Raw genomic sequence first — 24,918 nt, forward strand, 5'->3', positions numbered from 1 at the left:
TTATCTTCAAAGTCTTTTTCATCTTGATTCCATTTGTCGACATTTAGTTGTTCTGGTAATACTACTTGTTGCATGAATTTTTCATATTGACGATAGGCGTCAAAAAATGAATTATTGTATAGCGCATCATAAACTTTTCTGAATTTTTTAGTAACGATCTGTTTAGCGATGTAGTAACGTTCATCATCTTGGTCTTGGAAACTACCTAATTGTTTACCAGTCATATAATCGTGATATTGTTCTGAACTAAGTTGATCAATTTCTTCGTCAACCCAAGGTTTATAGACTTCAATTTCGATACGTTTTTTTAAAATCTCAATTAAACGATTTTTGGTTTTTAAGAATTTATCCGCTGGTTTCATTAGCTTAGGTTGTTCAGCGTAAATGTTTCTAATCACATCTTTATCAAAGAAAACATTTCCATCCACTAAAATACTTTGGAAAGCGATGTCTTCATTAAAGATAGTTTGGATATATTCTTCAATTAGCTGCATATAACCATGACTTTGTTTAAAAGCTTGAATGGCTTTATCATCATCACTATATTGAGTTTCTAATTCGTATTGATCAAAGAGACTTTGGACTTTAATTCCTTCTAATCGGTGATCAATAAATTCTTGTAATGTTACCTGTCTCATATTGCGTTCACCTAAACTAGGTAAAACATCTGAAATATAATGGGAGAACAATCGGTTCGGTGAGAACAAGATAATTTGATCGGCTTCTAGTGAACTTCTACTGTGATATAACAAGAAGGCAATTCGTTGAAGAATCGCAGAAGTTTTACCAGAGCCGGCAACTCCTTGGACAACTAGTAAGTCATTATAGGTATCGCGAATAATATCGTTTTGTTCTTTTTGAATTGTGGAAACAATGTTTTGCATCACTTCATCGTGTTGTTGACCTAAAACATTTTGCAACATTTCATCACCAACGGTTTCATTGGTATCAAACATGTTATCAATATGGGCATTACTAATCTGGAATTGACGCTTTTTGATTAATTCAGTTGATTGGGTTCCAGCAGGAGTTTGGTATTTAACTTTTCCCAACGTTCCGTTGTAGTAGATACTAGAAATTGGTGCACGCCAATCATAAACTAAAAAGTTATCATCGTCGTCAACGAATGAAGCAGTTCCAATGTAGAGACTGTCAGAATCCACTTCATCCTCGTCTTGAATATCAATACGACCAAAGTAGGGCGAATCAGCTAGCTTTTTGTAAGTTTCTAGTTGGTTCTTAATGATGGCTTCGCTTTGGACTACTTTATTAACTAATCCTCTTTGTTGTTGTAAATCCGCAGAGGTTTCAATTCTATCATCGACTTCGACGTAGTTAACGGAGGTATTATTACCGTAGTTCTGTTGAACACGTTTTGTTTCGTTATGTGCTTTATCGTATTCAATTTGAGTCGTATCAATGCGATGGTATAATTTTTCAACAACTTCATCGACACGTTTTTGCTCATTATTTAAATCGTTATTGCCCATTATTTCCTCCTCGCTCGAACACAAAATCCGTTCATTTATGCTTTACAATTCTAATGAGATTTTAGGCTTGTGTCAATTAATATCCTTTTTGACATGCCCTATTAAATCCAGTAAAATATAAGTAATATTAAAGTAAGTAGCGATGTCATTTACAGAGAGATTATTATGTAGTGAAAGTAATCACGACTAGCGAAATGGATGAATAATGGGAATGCACCCTTATCGCAGAGTGGCGAATGAAATTACATTTGCAAGTTAGGTGGTACCGCGCTAAAGCGTCCTATTGTTTTTTAACAGTGGGACGCTTTTTTTCTAGAAAGGAAGTTTCAAGATGACAGATAAAAAAGTAATTTTAACTGGTGATAGACCAACAGGAAAACTACACATTGGACATTACGTTGGTTCATTAAAGAACCGTGTTCAACTACAAAATTCAGGAGAATATGACACTAATATTATGATTGCGGACATGCAAGCATTAACTGATAATGCGCGTGATCCTGAAAAAATCAGAAATTCACTTCTACAAGTAGCACTTGATTACTTAGCAGTCGGCATTGACCCTAAGAAGTCAACTATCTTAGTTCAATCACAAATCGATGCTTTAAACGAATTAACTATGCACTACTTAAACATTGTTTCAGTTAATCGTTTAATGAGAAACCCAACTGTTAAAACTGAAATTCAACAAAAAAAATTCGGTGAAAGTGTGCCAGCTGGTTTCTTAATTTACCCAGTTAGCCAAGCAGCTGATATTACAGCATTCAAGGCTGATACAGTTCCAGTTGGTGAAGACCAAGAACCAATGCTAGAACAAACTAGAGAAATCGTGAGAAGTATTAACGGTATCTACGGTAAAGACGTTTTAGTTGAACCAGAAGGTTACTTCCCACCAAAGGGAATGGGACGTATTCCTGGTTTAGATGGTAACGCTAAGATGAGTAAATCACTAAATAACTGTATCTACTTATCAGATGACGAAGACACTATCCAAAAGAAAGTTATGTCAATGTACACTGATCCTAACCATATTCATGTTGAGGACCCAGGTCAAGTCGAAGGAAACACTGTTTTCACTTACCTAGATATCTTCGCTGAAGATAAAGAAAAAGTGGCTGACTTAAAGGCACAATATGAACATGGTGGTTTGGGTGACGTGAAGATTAAACGTTATCTAAACGAAGTCCTACAAGCCGAATTAGCACCAATCAGAGAACGTCGTATGGAATTTGAAAAGGATCCACAAGGCGTTTATGATATTCTAAAAGATGGTAGTGAAAAAGCTAGCAAGGTAGCCAACCAAACTCTAGACGAAGTTAGAGATGCTATTGGTATCAACTACTTCAAGTAATGCAAATTATTTTATAGTTTAGGGTGAATCGGATGGAAAACTTAGTAATTGTTGACATCGGTTCTAATTCTGCTCGAATGTCTATTTACCGAATTGAAAGTGATGGATACTGTGTTGAAATAAAACGTAGTAAAAGCGATAGCCGACTTTCAGAGGGAATGGGTAAAGAGAAGATGTTACAACCGGTTGCAATTAATCGGACAATCAATGCGTTAAAATCGTTTAAACGCATTTATAGTGCAATGAATAATACAACTGTAATCACAATTGCGACCGCTGCTGTTCGTCAAGCCGAAAATCAAAAGGCCTTTATCAGAAAAGTACGCAAGAAGGTTGGATTAGACATTCGTGTTCTCTCAGGTCGAGAAGAAGCTTATTATGACTATTTAGGTGTCGTTAATAAGATTAAAATGAATGATTATATGGTAATGGATATTGGGGGGGCTAGTATTGAGCTAGTGCGTGTCCAAGGCAAGAAACGCCGCGATTTAATCAGTTTACCAATCGGAGCGGTTAATATTTCAGAACGTTTTAAACTAAATAATTCTGTTCACGCTGCAGACTTATTTAACGCCCAACGTTTCTTAAAGGAAAATATTCATCGTGTTCCGTGGTTGAAAAAAGCGGACCATTATCAATTAGTTGTATTAGGTGGGGCTGCACGCAGTCTTGCGAGAATTAACCGCAGCTACCAACACTTTTCAAATTCAGATAATTTAAATGGTTATCATTTAAATCAACGACAAGTCATGGGAACCTATGAATTGTTATTAAGAAAGAATTTACACAATCGAAAAGAAATTCACGGATTAGAAAATGAACGTGCAGATATTATCTTAGGTGGGCTACTACCATTAATTACTGTCATCGATGAAATCGATTCTAGAAGAATCGTTTTCTCTGAAGGTGGCGTACGTGAAGGATTAATAGCTGAATATCTAAAGAAACATTATCGACACTATTAATCAGGTTTTTAATCCTTAACGGGATTGAAAACCTTTTTAAATCTAAATTGAAGCATGCGTGTTATCATGAGCATTGAATAGGAGAGAAATCAATGGGCACATTTAAGCATTTTTATCATCGTGATTATCAAGAACGAACCGACTTAGTTAGTGAATTCGCTCAATTATCAAAAGACCAACAAGTACAATTAACATCAGACTACCAAAAAAGAAATGATCATCTCATTGAAAACTATTTAACTGATTATGCTCTTCCAGAAGGCGTGGCGGTTAATTTAGTGGTTAATGGGGATGAAAAGGTAGTTCCGATGGTGACTGAAGAACCTTCAGTGATTGCGGCTGCTAGTAATGGTTCCCGCTTATTAAGTCGTGGTGACGGCATTGAAGCCAAAGTATTAGGACATAACTTAATGGGACAAATCGTTGTTAAGACGGATAACGTTAATCTATTAACAGGTTTTGTAAATACTCATTTTGAAAAGATGATTGAAGTGGCTAATCAAGCCCATCCCTCAATATTAAAATACGGTGGAGGTGCGAAAGAAGTACGTGTCCGCCAACTAGATGCAACGTATTGCTCAATTGATTTATTCGTCAATGTAGGTGAGGCAATGGGTGCGAACATGATGAACACCATGCTAGAAGCACTAGCTGCTTTTATCACTGATAAGATTGATGGTACCATTTTAATGAGTATCCTTTCTAATTACGGTGAAGACAGTTTAGTCCAAGTGCAAGGGGTTGTACCAGTTACTAAACTAGCGACGGCTGGAATTGATGGGGAAACTGTTGCGAACCAAATTGTAGCAGCTTCCCACATAGCCCAAATTGATCCTTATCGTGCAGCAACGCATAACAAGGGGATTATGAACGGAATTGATGCCGTTGTTATGGCAATGGGGAATGACTGGCGGGCAGTGGAAGCTGGCGTTCATTCATTTGCTAGTCAAAATGGTCAATACCGTGGTTTGTCAGATTGGCAAATTGACGGTGATAAGTTAGTAGGTAAACTAACGATTCCATTGTCATTAGGATTCATTGGTGGAGCTACCAAGGTGTTTGATAAAGTTAAAATCAATCAACAAATTGCCAAAGTCAGTTCTAAAGAAGAACTTAGCGAAGTGGTAGCAGCAATTGGATTAGCCCAAAACCTAGCTGCCTTAAAAGCACTCGTTTCAGAAGGAATTCAAAAAGGCCACATGGGACTACAACTTAACTCACTAGCAATCACTGCTGGTGCAACTGAAGATGAAGTTCGCCAAGTGGTTCAACAACTAAAAGAACAACATCAAGCTGATTTAGCGTCAGCAGAAAAAATCTTAAAATTAATTAGAAATAATGAAGGTGAATAAATATGGAAATCGAATTAAATCAAGACACCCAAAGTTTAATTAACGTGGTTAATAAGTTCTTCCCAGGAACAATCGAAGTACAATTTATCGGTCAATTGCAATCAGGATATGTACGCCATGATCAAGCTCAAGTGGTTCAAGATGGTAAGAACCTATACGTCCAAATCTCAGATATGTCAGCACCAAACTACACCGCATCTCACGAATTAATTCATTTATTAATGACACTTCGTGGTTTCCCACAAATCTTCTTTACCTTATCAACTGGTCAAGATGACTTAGATGAACAACTAGAAGTAATGGGAACTGAATTATTCGACATTATCGCTCATTTCGTTGTCGTATCAGAACAACGTAAACACGGTTTAATCGATGATGAAATCGAACAAATGTATCTAAAGGGAATTCAAAACACTATCAAGCCAGAACCAGAAGAATTAGATAATGAAATGGAATTACGTCTATTAACTTTAATTGACGCGCGTGTCTTCTTCGGCGACAAGTTTGATCAACTAGCTCGTAAGACTTTAGAAAAGGATTACCCAACTGCACTTGCTGCAGCTGACAAGATTTACGATATTATTACTGAAAAGCCAACTGATTCACCATTTGGTTTCAGAAGAAACGTAGTTAAGTTATTCAGAGTATTTGATGAACAACTAGCTAAGTGGGGCTTACCAGCACTACACAACAATGAATACGCTACTATTTCTAGTGTTGTTTCAGAACGTCAATTGAACTTAAACGTTAAACAACAATTTGAAATCTTCCATTCAGAATTACACGATAAGGAAACTAACCGTCGTGCATACGTTGGATTCAACAAGTCTGATGACCAAAATTCATTTGTAATTCCAGCACCCACCGGAATGGATGATAGTCCTGAATACTTTAAGAAGTTATACGCAATGACTGTTAAAGACCTATTTAAAGAACTAAAGATGCCATACATTATTAGAAAGTAGTTTTTGAGGGAGGGATTGTTTTGGATAGTAAAATTCAATCATTATTTGTTGAAGCTAAACATATTGTATTTCTAACTGGAGCAGGGGTTTCAACTGCATCTAATATTCCAGATTACCGTTCGAAAAACGGCTTGTATGCGACTGATACTACTGGGAAACCAGCAGAGTATTACTTAAGCCATGCTTGCTTAGTGAATGAACCAGAAGTCTTTTACACTTTCGTGAAAGAAAATATGTATTATCCAAATGCGAAGCCCAACATCATTCATCAAAAACAAGCGCAGTTAACCCAACAAGGAAAGGCGAGCGTGATCACACAAAACGTTGATGGATTATATTCTGCATGTGGGACTAAGAACTTAATCGAGTTTCACGGTACTTTATACAATGTAATTTGCCAAAAGTGTCATCAATCAGTTGATTGGCATGAATACATGCAAAGTGATGTACACAATGATTGTGGTGGACGACTTAGACCGGGGATTGTTTTATACGATGAAGGTTTAAATCAAAAGAATATCGTCGATAGCATTGATTTAATGCAACAAGCCGATTTAGTCGTGATTGTCGGAACTTCAATGCGTGTTTATCCGTTTGCAGGGTTACTCGATTATCGTAATCCAAATGCGAAAGTGATTGCGGTAAATCAAGAACGTTTGAATTTAGGCATCGATTTTGAAATGATTCAAGGGGATGCGACTGAATTCTTTAACGACTTAAATTGTTAGAAAGCAGATGAGGAAATGATAACTTTAGGTGTGACTACTTGGAGTGAACATCCAGCACTGATTAATGGAGAAGAACGACCAGTGAAGTTAAACGAATACGCTGCTCATTTTCCAGTGGTCGAAGTCGATAATCCGTTTTACGGAATCCCACAAACCAAGACAGTGCAACAATGGATGCGTCAAGTTCCAGACTCGTTTCAATTCATTTTAAAAGCCAATCAACTAATGACGAAGCATGACATGCGTTCGAATTTGGCGGCCGATGATGATGAAAGAAAAAAAGTATTTAGCGATTATCGAAAGATGATTCAACCGCTTTTAGCAACTAATCAGTTGAAGACGATTTTATTTCAATTCCCGCCATATTTTGAAAGAAGTAATGAAAACATTCGCTACTTAATGGAAATCCGTCAATTGATGGGACCAAAAACACCAATTGCGGTAGAATTTCGCAATCCCAGTTGGACAGAAGTTAGTCTACGTCAATCGATGGATGATTATTTAAAACGCCTCGGGATTACCTTTGTGATTGCCGATGAACCACATAACGTCAATAATGGGGTTGAATTCTTACCACTAGTATCAACCAATAAACTAGCGTTTTTAAGGCTGCATGGACGGAATGCACAAGGTTGGTTTAACCAGGATAAGAACTGGCGAAGTCAAAGAACGCTTTATAATTACAGCAAAGAAGAACTACAAGCATTCGCTAAAACGGTGCAAGAGTTAAATCAACAAGTGGAGGAAGTATGTGTTATTTTCAACAATAATTCGGGTAGGGATGCAGCGCCAAATGCACTACAACTACAAGAATTACTGCACGTTTCGTTTAACGATTTAGCACCGATGCAATTAGATTTGTTTTAACATCAATATAATTGCTAAATTAATTATGATATACTATTAATTAATATTAAGATTACTGGTTGAAAGGATGATAAAAATGGCAGATAACAAAACATTTTATGTTACAACGCCAATCTATTACCCATCTGGACGTTTACACATTGGGAATTCATACACTACTATTGCGTGTGATGCACTAGCCCGCTATAAACGTGCAGAAGGATACGATGTGTTTTTCTTAACAGGGACAGATGAACATGGATTAAAAATCGAAGAAAAAGCAGAAAGTCTAAAGATGACTCCACAAGCTTATGTGGACCAAATGGCTGCACAAATTAAGGATTTATGGAAGACTTTAGATATTTCTAACGATAAGTTTATCCGTACTACGGATCAACAACATAGAGAAGTAGTGCAAAAAATCTTCCAACAACTACTAGACCAAGGAGATATTTACCTAGGTGAATACAGTGGTTGGTATTCAGTATCTGATGAAGAATACTTTACTGAATCACAACTAGCAGAAGTTTACAAAGACGATAATGGTAATGTGATTGGTGGAAAAGCTCCATCTGGACACGAAGTGGAACTAGTAAACGAAAAGTCATACTTCTTCAAGATGAGCAAGTATGCTGATTGGTTGTTAGATTACTACAAGCAACATCCTGATTTTATTCAACCAGAATCAAGAATGAACGAAATGATTAATAACTTCATCAAACCTGGACTAGAAGACCTAGCCGTTTCTAGAACTTCATTTAACTGGGGAGTACCAGTTAAATCAGATCCAGAACACGTTGTATACGTGTGGATTGATGCGTTATCTAACTATATTACTGCACTAGGTTACGACACTGATGATGATTCATTATTTAAGAAGTTCTGGCCTGCAGATATCCAAATGGTTGGAAAAGAAATTGTTCGTTTCCATACTATTTACTGGCCAATCATATTACATGCATTAGGATTACCATTACCAAAACATGTGATTGGTCACGGTTGGTTAACCATGAAAGACGGTAAGATGTCTAAGTCTAAGGGGAATGTTATTTACCCAGAAGTACTAGCAGACCGTTACGGTTTAGATGCTGTTCGTTACTACTTACTAAAAGCAGTACCATTTGGTAATGATGGAATCTTTACCCCAGAAGACTTCGTTGATCGTATCAACTACGATTTAGCGAATGACTTAGGAAATTTATTAAATAGAACTGTTTCAATGATTAATAAGTACGAAGGTGGAGTAATTCCTGAATTCAAACCAGGTTTCTTAGATGCTGATAAAGAACTAGAAACTCTAAGTGATGAAGTAATTGCTGAATACAAGACTAAGATGGAGGAATCTCGTTTCTCAGATGCCTTAGCTTCTGTATGGCAATTAGTATCACAAACTAACAAGTACATTGATCAAACTACCCCATGGGTATTAGCAAAACTTGAAAATGATGATGATGCCGAAAAATTAGCTGATGTAATGGCTCATTTAGCAGCTAGTTTACGTGTAATCGGTCTATTAATTAGCCCAATTATGACGAAAGCACCTCAACAAATTTTTGCTCAATTAGGACTAAACGACCAACAATTGGACTTAACTAACATTTCAATCAAGGATCTACCAACGGGTGTTAAGGTTGTTGAAAAGGGAACTCCCATCTTCCCTCGTTTAGACAAGGAAGAAGAAGTCGACTTTATCAAGAACCAAATGACTAAGTCTGACAAACAAAAGGGTCGTGCAGCCAAAGAAGAAGCTAAGAAACAAGCTCAAGTAGCTGAAGCTGGTGCTGAAAGTGCTGCTGATAAGAAAGAAATCAAATTCGATACTTTTGAAAAGGTAGAACTAAAGGTAGCTGAAGTGAAAAATGTTGAAACCGTTGAAGGTGCCGACAAGCTATTAAAGTTCACTTTAGACGCCGGTAAAACCGAAACCACTCAAATTCTATCTGGAATTGCCAAGTGGTACCCAGAATATACTGAATTAGTCGGTAAAAAAGTAATCATTGTTTCCAACTTGAAACCTCGAAAGATGCGTGGCCAATTAAGCCAAGGAATGCTATTGTCTGTTGAACATGATGACGGTAGTATTGAACTAGTAACAATTGGTAGCCAATTCGAAAACGGATCCACTTTGGAATAATGGTATAGTCATAAATCAAGATAGCCATTGATTCTATTGAATTGATGGCTATTTTTACGGATAGGAGTAGAATAATGCAAATTTTTGATTCCCATACTCATTTAAATGATGACGCGTTTCGTGATAACGTCCAAGCATATATCGATCATGCTGCTAAATTAGGGGTTACTAAGATGGCAATTGTCGGTTCTAACCGTGCGATGAACGAAGAAGCGATTCAATTAGCTCATCAATACGATAATTTATATGCAATCGTAGGTTTTCACCCCGAAGAAGCACTAAATTATAATGACGAAGAAGAAGTTATCTTACGTCAACAATTAGCTGATGAAAAGGTCATTGGTTTAGGTGAAATTGGTTTAGATTATTATCAAGACCAAGCCCCTAAAGCAGCACAATTTAATGTGTTTAAACGTCAAATTAAAATTGCTCAAGAAATGAATTTACCAATTTCTGTGCATAATCGTGATGCGTTTGAAGATACTTACGCCATTTTAAAAGAGTGTGGAGTTAATAATGGCATTATTCATAGTTTTAATGGGGATGCTGAATGGTTAAATAAGTTCATTGATTTAGGGATGTATGTTTCCTATTCAGGTGTAGCTAGTTTTAAAAAGACCAAGGAAATTCACGATGCGGTCGAAAAGACGCCAAGTGATAAAATGCTAGTGGAAACCGATGCGCCTTACTTAGCGCCGGAACCATTACGTGGTCATCAAAATGAACCAGGTTTTACTTTATACACCATAGAAGCTGTCGCTCGTTTCCGCGATACTACTCCAGATAAAATCGCTGAGATGACATATCAAAATGCATTGAGAATTTTTGGATTGGAAGATTAATGGATAAGATTAAAGAAGTAATCGTGGTCGAAGGCCGCGACGATACCAAAAGAATTAAACAAGCAGTCGATTGTGACACAATTGAGACAAGAGGATCAGCGATTGATGATGACACGATTGCATTAATAAAAAAACTAGACCAACAACGGGGTGTGATTGTGTTTACTGACCCTGATTTTAACGGGGAACGAATTCGCAAGATTATTACGCAAGCGGTACCTAATGCCAAACATGCCTTTGTTGATCGCAAGAAATCAGTACCAACTAAAAGTGACGGTTCACTGGGGGTTGAACATGCGAGTGTGGAAACCATCAGAGAAGCACTAATGAACGTTTACACTGCTAGTGACGATGCTGCGGGGGAAATTACCCTAGCCGATTTAAAAGACGCTAGAGTGATAAATGATCCATATGCGAAGACACGCCGTACGCAACTTTGTGATATTTTGAAAATTGGTTATGTTAATGGGAAACAACTACACAAACGTTTAGAAATGTTTTCCATTACTAAAACTGATTTTGACAACGCTGTTAACCAAATTAAGGAGTAAATTATGCCAAATAACCCAGATATTGCCAGTCCAGCAAGAACCCAAGCGATTTTAAATCGTTTCCACTTATCAGCTAAGAAGAGCTTAGGACAAAACTTTTTGACCGATTTAAACGTACTATCAAAGATTGTTGATGCTGCGCATTTAACGAAAGACGATAATGTAATTGAAATCGGTCCTGGTATCGGTGGATTAACCGAATACATTGCCAGAAGTGCCAAACAAGTATTAGCTTTTGAAATTGACCAAAGTTTATTACCTGTTTTAGCCGAAACACTAAGCCCATATGATAATGTCGAAGTGATCAATCAAGACATCTTACAAGCCAATTTACCTGCGATTATTGAAGAAAAATTCAATAATGAACGCCCAATTAAGGTAGTGGCGAACTTACCTTATTACATCACCACTCCAATTATTTTGGATCTATTAAAGGGAAATGCTGAATTTGACAACATTACCGTGATGATGCAAAAAGAAGTTGCTCAACGTCTCGAAGCCAAACCGGGAACTAAAGATTACGGTTCATTATCTGTTATTATTCAATATTTAAATGACACTAAGATTGCCTTTGAAGTATCTAGAAAGGCATTTATTCCAGCACCGAAAGTTGATTCTGCAATCGTGACTTTAGAAAAACGTGAAAGCATTGAAAATGAAGTCTACGATGAAGCTGCTTTTGCTGGATTTGTTCGTGGTTGTTTTAATCATCGTCGTAAGACCCTTTGGAATAATTTACAAGGTGTCTTTGGCAAAGATGAAGAAACTAAGGCTAACGTTCAATCTGTATTAGAAGAATTTAATATCGCGCCAAGTATTCGACCTGAAAAACTTACAGTGGATCAATATGTAGATTTAACTAATCGTTTCCATGAAAAAAATATGTTATAAAATGATTGAATATTAAAAAAGTATGTGATATAATTTTGAATTCTAATAAATTTATGGTATAATAAGAATCCTAGAGAGGTGAATATTATGCCAACCAGTTTGACAGACATTAAGAACCACTTGGACAATCGCTTAGGCGAAAAGGTTATTGTAACTGTTCAAGTCGGTAGAAACAAAACACTTGAACGCCATGGAATGTTAGCTGAAACATTCCCTGCAGTTTTTGTTGTTGAGTTAGAAGAAGATGAAAATCTAAAGCGTGTGTCATATAGTTACACCGATATCCTAACCAAAAACATCGAAATGGACTTCGCTGAAGAAGTTAATGAATAAGCAAATCAAACAAGAAGCTAATTATTTTAATTAGCTTCTTTTATTTTTCACTGACACAATAAAAGTAAAAGATACACTGACTTTTTAATTTAACTTTAGTATAATGTTAATAACTATTAAGTTGAATTGGAGGTGTGATACTTGAAGACTGTTGAGAAAGCATGCGCCAAACTTAACCTAGGGTTGGATACACCGTTTCGTCATGATGATGGTGAAATTGAATGGGAGATGTTAATGACATCGATTGATTTGGCTGATTATGTCGAAATTATTACCAGCAAAGGTAATGGGATTTCCGTTCATTGTAACCGTGTATTTTTACCACAAGATCAACGTAATTTGGCGTATCAAGCGGCACTTCTACTTAAAAAGAAGTTTAATGTTCATCAAAAAGTCAAGATTAATATCAAGAAAAACATTCCAGTGGCGGCTGGAATGGGTGGTGGGTCATCCGATGCTGCAGCAGTGATTCGCGGATTAAATCGACTATGGGATTTACATATGTCTGATCAAGAGATGGCCACTTTTGGTCTGCAGTTAGATTCCGATGTACCATATTGCGTGTATAGTCAAACCGCAATGGTAACCGGAAAGGGTGACGACATTGAATTAATGCCGAAGTTGCCTAAAATGTATTTCGTGGTGGTCAAACCAAAAGTAAGCGTTTCGACACCAGAAATACTTAATAAGATTAATTATGATAAGTTAAAACACGTTGATATCGATGGATTAGCCAACGCCGTATCAACGCAGGATTACGACGATATCATTTCACACATGGGCAATGTGTTAGAGCCATTGTCTTCAAAGCATCATGCAGAAATAAAACGTATCAAAGAAAAATTTGAAAAATACGGCGCCGACAGCGCTCAAATGAGTGGAACCGGGCCAACCGTATTTGGCATTTGTAAGACCGAGAGCCAAGCTAAACACATCTTTAACAGTATTCGCGGGTTCTGTTCAGAGGTTTACATTGTGCGACCAGTCTAAAAATATCCGTTTAGGGATGAACCTAAACGGATATTTTTTATTTATTTCAATAAAAAAGTGTCTAAAATCCGAACATTATGATAAAATTTAGATGTAGTTTTTACTTAATGAGGTGAAAGAATGAAAGCAAAACGTAGTGCGCGTCTAGTAGATATGACTCGTTACTTAATGGAGAATCCTAATACGGTAGTACCATTGACTTTTTTTGCAAACCGTTATGGTTCTGCTAAGTCATCTATTAGTGAAGACCTAACTATTTTAAGAAATACATTTATGGAAACCGGTACTGGTGTCTTGGAAACAATTCCGGGCGCTGCTGGCGGTAGCATGTTTATGCCTGGTATTCAAAAAGCTGAAGCCAGTCAATTTATCGATGAAGTACAATCAGCATTAGCTGATAACACCAGAGTATTACCTGGTGGATATGTATATATGAATGACTTATTAAACCGACCATCAATTTTACGTCAAATTGGTCGTGTGATCACAACTTTATACAGTGATAAAAAAATCGATGCTGTTTTAACTGTCGCAACAAAGGGAATTCCCGTTGCGCAAAGTGTAGCGACATTGTTAAATGTGCCATTTGTAATTGCTAGACATGATTCTAGAATTACTGATGGTTCTACTATCAGTGTGAACTACATTTCAGGATCTCAAAAGAGAATTGAAAAGATGGTACTATCAAAACGTAGTTTACCAGCTAACTCAAACGTGTTAATCGTAGATGATTTCTTGCGTGGTGGAGGTTCAGCTGATGGACTATGTAGTTTAATTCGTGAATTTGATAGCCAAGTGGCCGGAATTGCGTTTGTTGCCGAACGTGATTACGAAGGTCAACGCAAGATTAATGATAATGATTACACATCATTATTCAAAATTGATACTAATAATGGGGACATTAAAGTTGAATTAGGTAACTTCACCTATGACAAGTTTAGTGATTACACCAAGGAGGATTAATCATGGCGACTAGAAATACAATTATTTTAGCGGCCGGTAAAGGAACTCGTATGAAGTCAAAACTATACAAAGTTTTGCATCGAGTTTGTGGTCGTACAATGGTAGATTGTGTTTTGTCACAAGTTGAAAAAATCGAAATGGACAACATTGTTACCGTTGTTGGTTTCGGTGCTGAAGATGTCGAAAAACAATTAGGTGATAGAAGCCAATATGCATTACAAGAAAAACAACTAGGAACTGGAGATGCGGTTAAAAAGACTGCTAGCATTCTAGAAAATGTCGAAGGTTCAACCATGGTAGTTAGTGGAGATACACCATTATTTACCGCGGAAACATTTAAAAACTTATTTGATCAACATGAAGAAAGCCATGCCGTTGCGACCGTTCTAACTTCAAAGGCACCAAACCCATTTGGGTATGGTCGTATCGTTAGAGATGAAAAGGGTAACGTTAACAAGATTGTTGAACAAAAAGATGCTTCTATGACTGAACAAACAATCGATGAAATCAATACAGGGGTTTACGTGTTTGATAATCATGAATTGTTTGAAGCATTAAAACAAGTTAACAACGATAACGCGCAAGGTGAATACTACTTACCTGATGTTATTGGAATCTTTAAAAATCAAGGCAAGAAGATTGGCGCTTACCAAATGGATGATTTTGATGAATCTATGGGTGTAAACGACCGTGTTGCCTTATCTAAAGCTAACCAAGTTATGCAACAAAGAATCAACGAATATCACATGCGTAATGGTGTTACCATGGTGAACCCAACTGATACTTACATTGATTTCGGTGTTGAAATTGGTCAAGATACCATCGTTGAACCAGGGGTGCACATCACTGGTAATACTAAGATTGGAATGGACTGTAAGATTGGTGCTAACTCTGAAATCAGAGATTGTATCATTCATGATAACGTGACTGTTACTTCATCACTATTAGAAGAATCAGAAATGCTAGAAGGTTCCAATATCGGACCATACAGCCATTTAAGACCAGAAGCAGTTATTGGTAAGAACGTTCACTTAGGTAACTTTGTGGAAGTTAAGAAGGCTCAAATTGATGAAGGTACTAAGGTTGGTCATTTAACTTATGTGGGTAATGCTCATCTTGGTAAGAACATCAACGTTGGTTGTGGAGTTATTTTTGCGAACTACGACGGTAAAAATAAACACAACACTGAAGTTGGGGATGATTCCTTTATCGGAAGCAACGCTAACTTAATTGCACCATTGCATATTGATGATCATACATTTATCGCTGCTGGTTCAACCATCACAGATGATGTTAAACAATATGAAATGGCAATTGCTCGTCAAAGACAAACTAATAAACCGGGATACTTTAAAAAGCTTCCATACGCTGATTAGTATTGGATAGATGAATTATTGTTTATTATTTCTATAATTTTTGAATGAAATAAATCGAATTATAGTGTAAAATTAATTGTGAATTAGAAACGAATATAGAATTGATTGTTAGGTGGAGGACTTTATGGCTGAAAGATATTCTGATCCTAAATTAAAGATTTTTGCTTTAAACTCAAACATCCCATTGGCAGAAAAAATTGCTGACCGTGTCGGTGTTGACTTAGGTAAAACATCTGTAGACAGATTTAGCGATGGCGAAATTAGAATTAACATTGAAGAAAGTATCCGTGGGGATAACTGTTACATTATTCAATCAACATCAGCTCCTGTTAATGATAACTTAATGGAACTAATGATTATGATTGATGCACTAAGACGTGCAAGTGCAAAGACTATTAACGTAGTGATTCCATACTACGGTTATGCTAGACAAGACCGTAAAGCGCGTTCAAGAGAACCAATCACTGCTAAGTTAGTAGCGAACATGCTAGAAACTGCTGGAATTGACCGTGTTGTTGCTCTTGACTTACATGCTGCTCAAATCCAAGGATTCTTTGATGTTCCAGTTGATCACATGATGGGTGCACCATTATTAGCAGATCACTTTATTAACAAAGGCTGGGATTCAAACGCAGTTGTAGTTTCACCTGATCATGGTGGAGTTGTACGTGCTCGTGCATTAGCTGAATTCCTAAAAGCACCAATTGCGATTATCGACAAGCGTCGTCCTAAAGCAAATGTTGCTGAAATCATGAACATCATTGGGGATGTTAAGGGTAAATCATGTCTAATGGTTGATGACATGATTGATACTGCCGGAACCATTACACTAGGTGCACAAGCACTTATGGATGCTGGTGCAAAAGAAGTTTACGCTTGCTGTACCCACCCAGTATTATCTGGTCCAGCCATTGAACGAATTGACAAGTCACCAATCACTAAGCTAGTGGTTACTGATACCATTCGTTTACCAAAGGAAAAACAAATCGACAAGATTGAACAAATTTCTGTTGCTCCACTTATTGGGGATGCTATCAAACGTATTAATGAAGACCGTGCAGTTAGTCCATTATTTAGTAACCGTTTCAGAAGTGACGCTGAATAATGAATAAAGCTAAGCTATACGGATTTTTAATTTCTGTGATTGGAGTAATGGTTGGTTTAATAACCTTACTACTACATGTCAAAGTAGTAACGGTTAGCAACTATTTCTTCTTCGTAGGATTATTATTTTTCCTAGTTGGGACAATCGCGGTTTTATCAAAAGGACATCTATTTACTGGATGGCGTATTTTTCATCGTAAGGGTGATAAAGAACGTTTTGAAAATGAAAAGATTCCTGCGGATAAAATCGGGGGCATTAAGAATGCCAAGATTATGATTAGACCCACAGCGCAATTAACATTAATCATTGGAATAATCTGGATTGCATTTGCAATTGTGATTACGCTATAAATAAAAAGAACTGATTTCATTTGAAATCAGTTCTTTTTATTTATTTAATTTTATTTTAACGCGAAGTTTCTAATGGCGTATGCAACCCCATTTTCTTTGTTAGTCTTAGTTTCCTTGTTGGCAACGGCTTTTAAATCATCAGCAGCGTTACCCATGGCAACACCTAGACCAGCGTAAGTAACCATACTAATATCGTTACCTTGATCACCGATGGCCATGACGTTATCAGCAGTGAAACCTAAGCGAGTTGCTAGTTTGCTTAATGCAGCTCCTTTAGATGCATTTTGATTCATGAACTCGATGAAAACAGGTTCACTTCTAACCATTGAAAGGTGGTCTAAGAAACTTTCTGGAACAGCAGGAATGGCTTTAGCAACAATGTCTGGATCAGCAATTAGCATTGCTTTAACTATTTCTATATCTTTAGTAAGTTCTTCAGTCGTTCTGACTTTGATTGGCATGTTAACCAAGTAACTTTCCATCACGCTGTAAGGACTGATGTCACGGTTAGTAGTGTAGATGAAGTCAGTTGTTTCAATTTGAAAGTTAGTGTTTAGTTTGTGACTTAGTTTTTCTAGTTCAACGAAGTCTTTGTGATCTAAATCGAATTTTTCGATGATGTTAGCATCGGCATCTTGAACTTGGGCACCGTTAAAGGTAATCGCATATTCATCGTGACCGCTGATTCCTAATGCCTTTAAGTATGGTTTGACACCAGTTAATGGGCGACCGGTGCAAAGCACAACTTTAATGCCGTTATTACGTGCTTCGGTAATTGCATCAATTGTTTCTTGGGCTAAAATGTTTTGTTCGTTTAGAAGGGTACCATCGATATCAATGGCAATTAATTTAATATCACTCATGGGAAAACTCCTTTAATTAATTAATTCATCATTTTTAATGTGTTTTTGAAACTCTTGATAAACGGGTTCGAATAAATCAACGTTATTGTCGACTGATAACATTTCCTTAGGAAAGAAGAAACGTTCATCCCCCAGGTGTTTACCAGTAACGGCACTAACTAATTGAGAAATCTTTGATAGCTCAATCATAGAACCGTCATTCCTTCTCAATTCGATTTGGGTAGTGTGATGTTTTTTATTTGGATCGTATGCATCATATGGCAAATCAAAACTATTGTTGATTTCTGTGTAGTAGGTGACATCGAAACCAGCTTGTTTGATGTAATCGCGCATGGTTGGAATCAAGTCTTTGGTGTCATCATTAAATTCAACTGACTTGAATGGCTTACGATTAATAAATCGATCAGCCAAATCAGAGAGTACTTTATCATCTGAATCAATCCAGTGAATGAAGTAAGTGTTTAAAACACCATCATCTAGTTTTAAATAATCATCAATGTCGAATTCACCTTTGAAGAACGGCATCAATAAGTAAGGAGTAGTACTATCATTTTTATCTAAGTTAGCTGATAATTCTTTCGCACGTCTTAAAAGGTGATCTAAGATGACTTCCATGGAACGTGAAACGGGATGGAAATATACTTGCATGTACATTTGTAATCGAGAAATGATGTAATCTTCAACCGCATGCATTCCATTAATTTCAAAACAGATACCGCCCTCATATGGACGCATTACTCGCAAAATACGAGTTAAATCGAAATTACCATAATTAGCACCCGTGTTATAGGCATCACGAAGCAGGTAATCCATTCTATCAGCGTCACATTGACTAGAAATCATTTGCACCACTTGCGGATTGCTGTAGGTGTGGTCAATCACACTCGCTACATCTTTAGCAAAGTTAGGTCCCATTTTACTCAAAACTTGGTTTACTTCTGTTTTAGGGGAAGTAATAATTTCTTGAGTAATTTTTTCATGGTTAGTTCCGAAGATGTGTTCAAATGTGTGTGAATATGCACCATGCCCAATATCGTGAAGGAGTGCCGCACATAATGCGACTAATCGTTGGGAATCATCCCAAAGTCCATCACTAGCTTCTTGAGTCGGGTAGTTTCGTAAAAATCCATCACATATACGACGAGTAATTTCGTAAACCCCTAAACTGTGAGTAAAGCGGGAATGTTCAGCACCATGGAAAGTAAATGATGCTGGTCCTAGTTGTTTAATTCGTCTTAATCGTTGAAATTCTTTAGTATTAATCAAGTCTAAAATGACTTGGTGTTGTACGTAAATGTAGTTAAGAACCGGATCTCGAAAAACCTTTTCTCGAGTCAGTAGTTTTTCTTGGTATTCCAAATTCTTACCTCCTTACTTTGATATGTTTACTTATTTAAGCTTATTATAACAAAGATTGTTGTTAAATAATTAATTTCCAACTATTAATTAATGCATTTATTGGCGTCTGCGTATATAATGATAACCTGTGATGAAAATGAAACGAGGTGTTTATTAGATGGAAGAAAAGAATAATCCAGTCGCCGTTAACTTAAAGACGACCATATTTCAAGATGGTGAACGCCAAGATTTTGAATTCGTGGAACAGGGTAATTTAGTTAAGATGTCCAACGGTTTATACTTGCGTTTTAAAGAACATCAAGATGGCAAAGAAGTCGCTGCAGTAACCATTAAGATTACTGACGAACATGTTCAATTAACCCGTAAAGATGAAATGGGCCATCAATCTAGATTGATTTTCAATGAAGAAAAGATTCATAAGACAGCTTACCAAACTCAATTTGGCGCACTTAAAATTGAAGTGAAGACCAAAGAGATTAACTGTAAAATCGTTGAAGATGACAACTCTGGGAGCTTAATGATTGACTATGAATTATATACTGGTGGAATGATTGTCGGAGAATATAATATTACATTGCATTTTTCTGCTTAAAAAGGTATGATATTAATAGTATTTTGAAAGGACGTGCACCGCATTGAAATTAGAAGCCTTAGAAGGTAAAGATAAAAAAGAATTATCAATGGTCGAAGTTGCTCACGCAATTCTATCCGAACATGGTGAGGTAATGGCCTTTGCTGATATCGCCAACGAAATCCAAAAGTATTTGGGTGATTCTGATGAAGAAATCCGCAAACGATTGGTACAATTCTACACAGATATGAACGTTGATGGTAGTTTTATTTCTTTAGGTGATAATCTTTGGGGACTAAGAACTTGGTATCCATATGATTCAATCGATGAAGCTACAGTTCATCCTGAAGACGAAGATATCGATCGTCCTAGAAAGAAAAAGCGTCGTAAGGTTAACGCATTCTTAGCTGATGCTTCTGACGATGACGACGTTATCGATTACGATGATGATGATCCAGAAGACCAAGACGATGAATTTGAAGACGCTGATGAAGGTGTCGATGAAACCGATAAGTATCACAAAGATTTAGATGAAATTGACGAAGAAAATGACGTTGATGAAGACGATGTTCCTGACGGTATTGAAGGTGAATTATCTGAATTAAATGAAGATGATGACATCGACGAAGACGACGACAAAGATTAATTCGAAAATAATGATTATATTTCTTGACTATATATTAGGAACGATGTAATATTATTTTTGGGCTCCTTACAAAAGAGTATTTTTGTGAGGACAATTGATCGATTATAGTAATCAATGACTCCCTATTCTAAATGAATAGGGAGTTTTTAATTTTTACCCTAATAGATTTTATGAGGAGTTTTACACATGACTAAATATGTTTTTGTTACTGGTGGGGTTGTTTCTTCACTAGGAAAAGGAATTGTTTCTGCATCACTAGGACGTTTACTAAAGAACCGTGGTTTAAACGTTACCATTCAAAAGTTTGATCCATACGTAAACGTCGACCCAGGTACTATGAGTCCATACCAACACGGTGAAGTGTTTGTTACTAATGATGGTACTGAAACTGATCTTGATTTAGGCCACTACGAACGTTTTATCGATAATGACTTAAACAAATACTCAAACGTAACTACTGGTAAAATTTATTCAGAAGTTTTGAGAAAAGAACGTCGTGGTGATTACCTAGGTGCCACTGTTCAAGTTATCCCTCATATTACCGGAATGATTAAAGAAAAAATTATGCGTGCCGCTAAGGTATCAAATGCTGATATCGTTATTACTGAAATTGGTGGTACTGTTGGTGATATCGAATCACTTCCATTCTTAGAAGCAATTCGTCAAATGAAGAGTGAAGTAGGAGATGAAAACACATTCTACATCCACACTACTTTAATTCCTTATTTACGTGCTGCTGGTGAAATGAAGACTAAGCCAACACAACATTCTGTTAAAGAATTACGCGCTGTTGGAATTCAACCAAACCTATTGGTTGTTAGAACTGAACAAGATGTTACTGACGCAATGAAGAGAAAGATTGCTTTATTCTGTGATGTTAAGCCAGAAGCGGTTGTTGAATCAAAGGATGCACCTACTCTATACACCATTCCATTGATGCTAGAAGCTCAAGGTATGGATCAACAAGTAGTTGACCACTTTGGTATTGATGCTCCTAAGGCTGACATGACTGAATGGAAAGCACTAGAACAAAAAGTACAAAACTTGAAGAATGAAGTAAACATTACTTTAGTTGGTAAGTACGTTAAGTTAAAGGATGCTTACATCTCAATTACTGAATCACTAGAACATGCTGGTTACCCAGTTGATGCTAAAGTGAACCTAAAGATGCTTAACTCAGAATTAGTTACTGAAGATAACGTTAATGAACTACTTGGTGATGCTGATGGTATTATCGTTCCTGGTGGTTTCGGTGACCGTGGTATCGAAGGTATGATTACTGCAGTTAAGTACGCTCGTGAAAACGACGTTCCTTACCTAGGTGTATGTTTAGGTATGCAAATTGCAAGTATCGAATTTGCTCGTGACGTATTAGGTTACAAAGACGCTAATACTACTGAAATTGACCCAGATACTCCACACAAGATTATTGATTTAATGGCTGATCAAGCTGATATCGATGGTATGGGTGGAACTCAACGTCTTGGTGCTTACCCATGTAAGCTAAAACCAGGTACTGTAACTGCTGCTGCATATGATAACAAGACTGAAATTTCAGAACGTCACCGTCATCGTTATGAATACAACAACGAATACAGAGAAGAAATGGAAGCCCACGGCCTAGTTATTGCTGGTACATCACCAGATGATCACTTGGTTGAAGTTGTGGAAATTCCAACTAACAAGTTCTTCGTTGCTGCACAATACCATCCTGAATTCCTATCTCGTCCAACTAGACCAGAAGGTTTATTCAAGGCTTTCGTTGCTGCTTCATACGACCAACATGTTGAAAACAACAAATAATTAATCAAAAGACTAGGATAATGTCCTAGTCTTTTTTAATTATTTGTTAAATCTAAAGTTATTTTTATGCAAAGTATTGTATTTTTAACTTTTATTATTTATGATGGTTATTGTTCACTGAAATCGGTGAAACTGTAAGTGAGGAATTTTAACTAATGAATAAAATGATAATAAAGGGCGGACATCGACTAACTGGTAGCGTCACAATTGGGGGAGCTAAAAATAGTACGGTAGCATTAATTCCAGCTGCCATTTTAGCGGATACAAAAGTCCAATTTGACATGGTGCCAAACATCTTAGATGTACATAATCTAATGGTGATTTTGGAATCAATGAATGTCTCATCAGATTTTGCCGATGGAATACTAAACGTCGACCCAACAAAAATAGTAGAAAGTGCTTTACCTAGTAAAGCAATTAAAAGTTTAAGAGCATCATATTACTTCATGGGAGCATTATTAGGCCGTTTTGGTCGTGCGAGAATTACGTTCCCAGGTGGAGACAACATCGGACCTAGACCAATTGATCAACATATTAAAGCCTTTCAAGCAATGGGCGCAAAAGTAGTTAATGACGGGGATGAAATCATTATTACTACTGATGAAAATGGTCTACATGGCGCACAAATTTTCCTAGATGTTGTGTCAGTCGGGGCAACTATTAACGCGATTTTAGCTGCTGTTAAAGCTGATGGCCACACAGTAATTAGAAATGCTGCTAAAGAACCAGAAATTATTGATGTCGTTACATTTTTAAATAACATGGGGGCAAAGGTCCGCGGTGCTGGAACCGATGTCATTAGAATTGAAGGGGTTGAATCTCTTCGAGCTAAGAATACCCACATTATTATTCCAGATCGAATCGAAGCTGGAACTTATTTGTCGATGGCAGCTGCTTATGGTGACGGGATTACAATTAAGAATGTCATTCCAGAACATTTGGAATCATTTATTGCTAAGGTGCAAGAAATGGGTATTCAATTGGAAATCAATGAAGATAGCATTTATGTCCCTAAGACAGATGAACTAAATAATATTGAAATTAAGACAATGCCATATCCTGGTTTTGCGACCGATTTACAACAACCAATCACACCATTGCTATTGATGGCCAAGGGGGATAGTACCATTATCGATACTATTTATCCGGAACGTACCAAGCACATCGAAGAATTGAAAAAGATGGGTGCTAAGATTAAATATGATCATGGTAATGGAACAATCATTGTGAGTCATACTGACAAATTAGTTGGTTCTCAAATTGAAGCTGGTGAAATTCGTGCCGGAGCATCAGAAATGATTGCCGGTTTAATGGCTGAAGGGACCACTGTGATTGATAATGCAGATAACATTTTACGTGGTTATGACAACATTATCGATAAACTTACTAATTTGAATGCAGATGTCGAAATGGTGCACCGTGAAAGTTAATTTTATGTTGAATTAACTCTTATTTAGTGTTAATATAATCAAGTCGACTAATCGATAATCTCTGAATCAACATATGATACAGGGCAAAGGAGCGATTTATAATGAAACAAGGAATTCATCCAGAATACCGCCAAGTGGTATTCCAAGATACAAGTACTGGTTTTAAATTCATGGCTGGTTCAACTATGAACTCAGCTGAAACTATCACTATGGATGATGGTAATGAATACCCATTAGTACGTCTTGAAATTTCTTCAGATTCTCACCCATTCTACACTGGACGTGAAAAGTTCACTCAAGCAGATGGTGCTGTGGATCGTTTCAACAAGAAATACGGTTTCAAGTAAAGATAAAAAGAGATATCCAATCGGATATCTCTTTTTTTGTGCTTTTATCTTAAAGGCTTAATACATAATCCAGCCATTTTGGCATGGCAGCATTAATTTGACTGTATGTTAAATCGAAGTTTCCAGTGTACCAAGGATCAGCAATCGCATCACCTTTTTGGTATTCCATAATATCTAGGCATAAGTGAATCTTATGGGCTTGATCTTTAGGACACCAGTGCAGTAAGCTTTTGATGTTTTCATAATCCATCCCTATGATTAAATCATATTTAATGAAATCACTAGATTCGATTTGGCGTGCTGATTGACCTTGATAGCTAATATCTAGGTTATCTAATATTTTTCTAACCTCAGGGTGTGGCGGATTACCGATTTCTTCAGTACTAGTGGCAGCAGATTCTACTAACACTTCGCTTTCTAAATGTCTTTTCTTAATTAATTGATTGAAAATAGCGTGCGCCATTGCTGAACGACAAACATTTCCGTGGCAAACAAATAAGACTTTTTTCAATGTAGTCACATCCCCAAATATTTTATTATATAAAATATATTATCAGTGTTTGATGGAATAGTTAATAGCTTTTATAAGTCCTCATTAAAAACATATCATTATCTAATCAAGCTCAATTAAAACAATTTTGCGTTTCATGTTATAATATGTGTAACA

General features: G+C 36.7%; 25 protein-coding genes. 21 read left to right on the forward strand and 4 right to left on the reverse strand.

Features of this window, described 5'->3' with window-relative positions:
- Positions 1 to 1,490, reverse strand: a 1,490-nt coding sequence (helD, locus tag M3005_RS02970; protein WP_293793556.1) for an RNA polymerase recycling motor HelD, incomplete at its 3' end; no start/stop codon positions are given.
- 331 nt (positions 1,491 to 1,821) lie between these two features.
- On the opposite strand from helD, the gene trpS reads away from it, so the two are divergent.
- From trpS to M3005_RS03050, 16 genes are all read left to right on the forward strand, one after another.
- Entirely contained in the window at positions 1,822 to 2,841 is a 1,020-nt protein-coding gene (gene trpS, locus M3005_RS02975) for a tryptophan--tRNA ligase (protein WP_293793558.1), read from the forward strand.
- Between the two features lie 32 nt (positions 2,842 to 2,873).
- A complete protein-coding gene (locus tag M3005_RS02980; RefSeq protein WP_293793559.1) occupies positions 2,874 to 3,806 on the forward strand; it encodes a Ppx/GppA family phosphatase in 933 nt (310 codons plus the stop codon).
- A gap of 92 nt (positions 3,807 to 3,898) precedes the next feature.
- Positions 3,899 to 5,158, forward strand: coding sequence for a hydroxymethylglutaryl-CoA reductase, degradative (locus M3005_RS02985; RefSeq protein WP_293793561.1), 1,260 nt, complete (start codon positions 3,899 to 3,901; stop codon positions 5,156 to 5,158).
- Positions 5,159 to 5,160: 2 nt separating this feature from the next.
- Positions 5,161 to 6,123 carry an IpaB/EvcA family protein gene (locus M3005_RS02990; protein ID WP_293793563.1) on the forward strand — a complete coding sequence of 321 codons (963 nt, stop codon included), beginning with the start codon at positions 5,161 to 5,163 and terminating at the stop codon, positions 6,121 to 6,123.
- 20 nt (positions 6,124 to 6,143) lie between these two features.
- On the forward strand, positions 6,144 to 6,851 hold the full coding sequence (locus tag M3005_RS02995; protein ID WP_293793565.1) for an NAD-dependent protein deacylase: 708 nt from the start codon (positions 6,144 to 6,146) through the stop codon (positions 6,849 to 6,851).
- Positions 6,852 to 6,866: 15 nt separating this feature from the next.
- Positions 6,867 to 7,718: a DUF72 domain-containing protein gene (locus M3005_RS03000; RefSeq protein ID WP_293793566.1), complete on the forward strand. Its 852-nt coding sequence runs from the start codon at positions 6,867 to 6,869 to the stop codon at positions 7,716 to 7,718.
- Positions 7,719 to 7,794: 76 nt separating this feature from the next.
- Positions 7,795 to 9,831: a methionine--tRNA ligase gene (metG, locus tag M3005_RS03005; RefSeq protein ID WP_293793567.1), complete on the forward strand. Its 2,037-nt coding sequence runs from the start codon at positions 7,795 to 7,797 to the stop codon at positions 9,829 to 9,831.
- A gap of 74 nt (positions 9,832 to 9,905) precedes the next feature.
- Positions 9,906 to 10,673 carry a TatD family hydrolase gene (locus tag M3005_RS03010; RefSeq protein ID WP_293793568.1) on the forward strand — a complete coding sequence of 256 codons (768 nt, stop codon included), beginning with the start codon at positions 9,906 to 9,908 and terminating at the stop codon, positions 10,671 to 10,673.
- On the forward strand, positions 10,673 to 11,224 hold the full coding sequence (gene rnmV / locus M3005_RS03015) for a ribonuclease M5 (RefSeq protein WP_293793570.1): 552 nt from the start codon (positions 10,673 to 10,675) through the stop codon (positions 11,222 to 11,224). Before M3005_RS03010 ends, rnmV begins: the two co-directional genes overlap by 1 nt.
- Before the next feature lie 3 nt (positions 11,225 to 11,227).
- A complete protein-coding gene (gene rsmA, locus M3005_RS03020; protein ID WP_293793571.1) occupies positions 11,228 to 12,115 on the forward strand; it encodes a 16S rRNA (adenine(1518)-N(6)/adenine(1519)-N(6))-dimethyltransferase RsmA in 888 nt (295 codons plus the stop codon).
- Positions 12,116 to 12,202: 87 nt separating this feature from the next.
- Positions 12,203 to 12,448: a Veg family protein gene (locus tag M3005_RS03025; protein WP_053949666.1), complete on the forward strand. Its 246-nt coding sequence runs from the start codon at positions 12,203 to 12,205 to the stop codon at positions 12,446 to 12,448.
- Positions 12,449 to 12,589: 141 nt separating this feature from the next.
- On the forward strand, positions 12,590 to 13,438 hold the full coding sequence (ispE, locus tag M3005_RS03030; RefSeq protein WP_293793574.1) for a 4-(cytidine 5'-diphospho)-2-C-methyl-D-erythritol kinase: 849 nt from the start codon (positions 12,590 to 12,592) through the stop codon (positions 13,436 to 13,438).
- 120 nt (positions 13,439 to 13,558) lie between these two features.
- The gene (gene purR / locus M3005_RS03035; protein WP_293793576.1) at positions 13,559 to 14,401 is read left to right on the forward strand and encodes a pur operon repressor; all 843 of its coding nucleotides are present in this window, start codon (positions 13,559 to 13,561) and stop codon (positions 14,399 to 14,401) included.
- 2 nt (positions 14,402 to 14,403) lie between these two features.
- Positions 14,404 to 15,777, forward strand: coding sequence for a bifunctional UDP-N-acetylglucosamine diphosphorylase/glucosamine-1-phosphate N-acetyltransferase GlmU (gene glmU / locus M3005_RS03040; RefSeq protein ID WP_293793577.1), 1,374 nt, complete (start codon positions 14,404 to 14,406; stop codon positions 15,775 to 15,777).
- Positions 15,778 to 15,901: 124 nt separating this feature from the next.
- On the forward strand, positions 15,902 to 16,882 hold the full coding sequence (locus tag M3005_RS03045) for a ribose-phosphate diphosphokinase (protein WP_053949670.1): 981 nt from the start codon (positions 15,902 to 15,904) through the stop codon (positions 16,880 to 16,882).
- A complete protein-coding gene (locus M3005_RS03050; protein ID WP_293793579.1) occupies positions 16,882 to 17,232 on the forward strand; it encodes a DUF3899 domain-containing protein in 351 nt (116 codons plus the stop codon). Before M3005_RS03045 ends, M3005_RS03050 begins: the two co-directional genes overlap by 1 nt.
- A gap of 50 nt (positions 17,233 to 17,282) precedes the next feature.
- Here the strand turns inward: M3005_RS03050 and yidA are convergent, their stop codons facing one another.
- Both yidA and M3005_RS03060 read right to left on the reverse strand, forming a co-directional pair.
- Positions 17,283 to 18,095: a sugar-phosphatase gene (gene yidA / locus M3005_RS03055; RefSeq protein ID WP_293793580.1), complete on the reverse strand. Its 813-nt coding sequence runs from the start codon at positions 18,093 to 18,095 to the stop codon at positions 17,283 to 17,285.
- A gap of 12 nt (positions 18,096 to 18,107) precedes the next feature.
- Positions 18,108 to 19,454: an HD domain-containing protein gene (locus M3005_RS03060; protein ID WP_293793582.1), complete on the reverse strand. Its 1,347-nt coding sequence runs from the start codon at positions 19,452 to 19,454 to the stop codon at positions 18,108 to 18,110.
- 157 nt (positions 19,455 to 19,611) lie between these two features.
- Between M3005_RS03060 and M3005_RS03065 the strand changes: the two genes are divergently transcribed.
- The 5 genes from M3005_RS03065 to M3005_RS03085 all read left to right on the forward strand — a co-directional run bounded on the left by M3005_RS03065 (position 19,612) and on the right by M3005_RS03085 (position 24,251).
- Positions 19,612 to 20,046 (forward strand): YwiB family protein, encoded by a 435-nt coding sequence (locus M3005_RS03065; protein WP_293793583.1) that lies wholly within the window; start codon positions 19,612 to 19,614, stop codon positions 20,044 to 20,046.
- Between the two features lie 43 nt (positions 20,047 to 20,089).
- Positions 20,090 to 20,671 (forward strand): DNA-directed RNA polymerase subunit delta, encoded by a 582-nt coding sequence (gene rpoE, locus M3005_RS03070; RefSeq protein WP_293793584.1) that lies wholly within the window; start codon positions 20,090 to 20,092, stop codon positions 20,669 to 20,671.
- A 186-nt stretch (positions 20,672 to 20,857) separates the two neighbouring features.
- Positions 20,858 to 22,474: a CTP synthase gene (locus M3005_RS03075; protein WP_293793586.1), complete on the forward strand. Its 1,617-nt coding sequence runs from the start codon at positions 20,858 to 20,860 to the stop codon at positions 22,472 to 22,474.
- A gap of 155 nt (positions 22,475 to 22,629) precedes the next feature.
- On the forward strand, positions 22,630 to 23,904 hold the full coding sequence (locus M3005_RS03080) for a UDP-N-acetylglucosamine 1-carboxyvinyltransferase (RefSeq protein WP_293793588.1): 1,275 nt from the start codon (positions 22,630 to 22,632) through the stop codon (positions 23,902 to 23,904).
- A 101-nt stretch (positions 23,905 to 24,005) separates the two neighbouring features.
- Positions 24,006 to 24,251, forward strand: a complete 246-nt coding sequence (locus M3005_RS03085) for a type B 50S ribosomal protein L31 (RefSeq protein WP_053791508.1) — start codon at positions 24,006 to 24,008, stop codon at positions 24,249 to 24,251.
- Positions 24,252 to 24,300: 49 nt separating this feature from the next.
- On the opposite strand, the gene M3005_RS03090 is transcribed toward M3005_RS03085, so the two are convergent.
- The gene (locus M3005_RS03090; protein ID WP_293793593.1) at positions 24,301 to 24,762 is read right to left on the reverse strand and encodes a low molecular weight protein-tyrosine-phosphatase; all 462 of its coding nucleotides are present in this window, start codon (positions 24,760 to 24,762) and stop codon (positions 24,301 to 24,303) included.
- Positions 24,763 to 24,918: the final 156 nt, after the last annotated feature.

The sequence above is a fragment of the Apilactobacillus sp. genome (assembly GCF_025290035.1).
Classification (GTDB): Bacteria; Bacillota; Bacilli; order Lactobacillales; family Lactobacillaceae; genus Apilactobacillus.

Coding starts and splice junctions, on each gene's coding strand:
- trpS (WP_293793558.1), top strand. CDS start 1,822: ATGACAGATAAAAAAGTAATTTTAACTGGTGATAGACCAACAGGAAAA.
- M3005_RS02980 (WP_293793559.1), top strand. CDS start 2,874: ATGGAAAACTTAGTAATTGTTGACATCGGTTCTAATTCTGCTCGAATG.
- M3005_RS02985 (WP_293793561.1), top strand. CDS start 3,899: ATGGGCACATTTAAGCATTTTTATCATCGTGATTATCAAGAACGAACC.
- M3005_RS02990 (WP_293793563.1), top strand. CDS start 5,161: ATGGAAATCGAATTAAATCAAGACACCCAAAGTTTAATTAACGTGGTT.
- M3005_RS03000 (WP_293793566.1), top strand. CDS start 6,867: ATGATAACTTTAGGTGTGACTACTTGGAGTGAACATCCAGCACTGATT.
- metG (WP_293793567.1), top strand. CDS start 7,795: ATGGCAGATAACAAAACATTTTATGTTACAACGCCAATCTATTACCCA.
- M3005_RS03010 (WP_293793568.1), top strand. CDS start 9,906: ATGCAAATTTTTGATTCCCATACTCATTTAAATGATGACGCGTTTCGT.
- rnmV (WP_293793570.1), top strand. CDS start 10,673: ATGGATAAGATTAAAGAAGTAATCGTGGTCGAAGGCCGCGACGATACC.
- rsmA (WP_293793571.1), top strand. CDS start 11,228: ATGCCAAATAACCCAGATATTGCCAGTCCAGCAAGAACCCAAGCGATT.
- M3005_RS03025 (WP_053949666.1), top strand. CDS start 12,203: ATGCCAACCAGTTTGACAGACATTAAGAACCACTTGGACAATCGCTTA.
- purR (WP_293793576.1), top strand. CDS start 13,559: ATGAAAGCAAAACGTAGTGCGCGTCTAGTAGATATGACTCGTTACTTA.
- glmU (WP_293793577.1), top strand. CDS start 14,404: ATGGCGACTAGAAATACAATTATTTTAGCGGCCGGTAAAGGAACTCGT.
- M3005_RS03045 (WP_053949670.1), top strand. CDS start 15,902: ATGGCTGAAAGATATTCTGATCCTAAATTAAAGATTTTTGCTTTAAAC.
- M3005_RS03050 (WP_293793579.1), top strand. CDS start 16,882: ATGAATAAAGCTAAGCTATACGGATTTTTAATTTCTGTGATTGGAGTA.
- yidA (WP_293793580.1), bottom strand. CDS start 18,095: ATGAGTGATATTAAATTAATTGCCATTGATATCGATGGTACCCTTCTA.
- M3005_RS03065 (WP_293793583.1), top strand. CDS start 19,612: ATGGAAGAAAAGAATAATCCAGTCGCCGTTAACTTAAAGACGACCATA.
- M3005_RS03075 (WP_293793586.1), top strand. CDS start 20,858: ATGACTAAATATGTTTTTGTTACTGGTGGGGTTGTTTCTTCACTAGGA.
- M3005_RS03080 (WP_293793588.1), top strand. CDS start 22,630: ATGAATAAAATGATAATAAAGGGCGGACATCGACTAACTGGTAGCGTC.
- M3005_RS03085 (WP_053791508.1), top strand. CDS start 24,006: ATGAAACAAGGAATTCATCCAGAATACCGCCAAGTGGTATTCCAAGAT.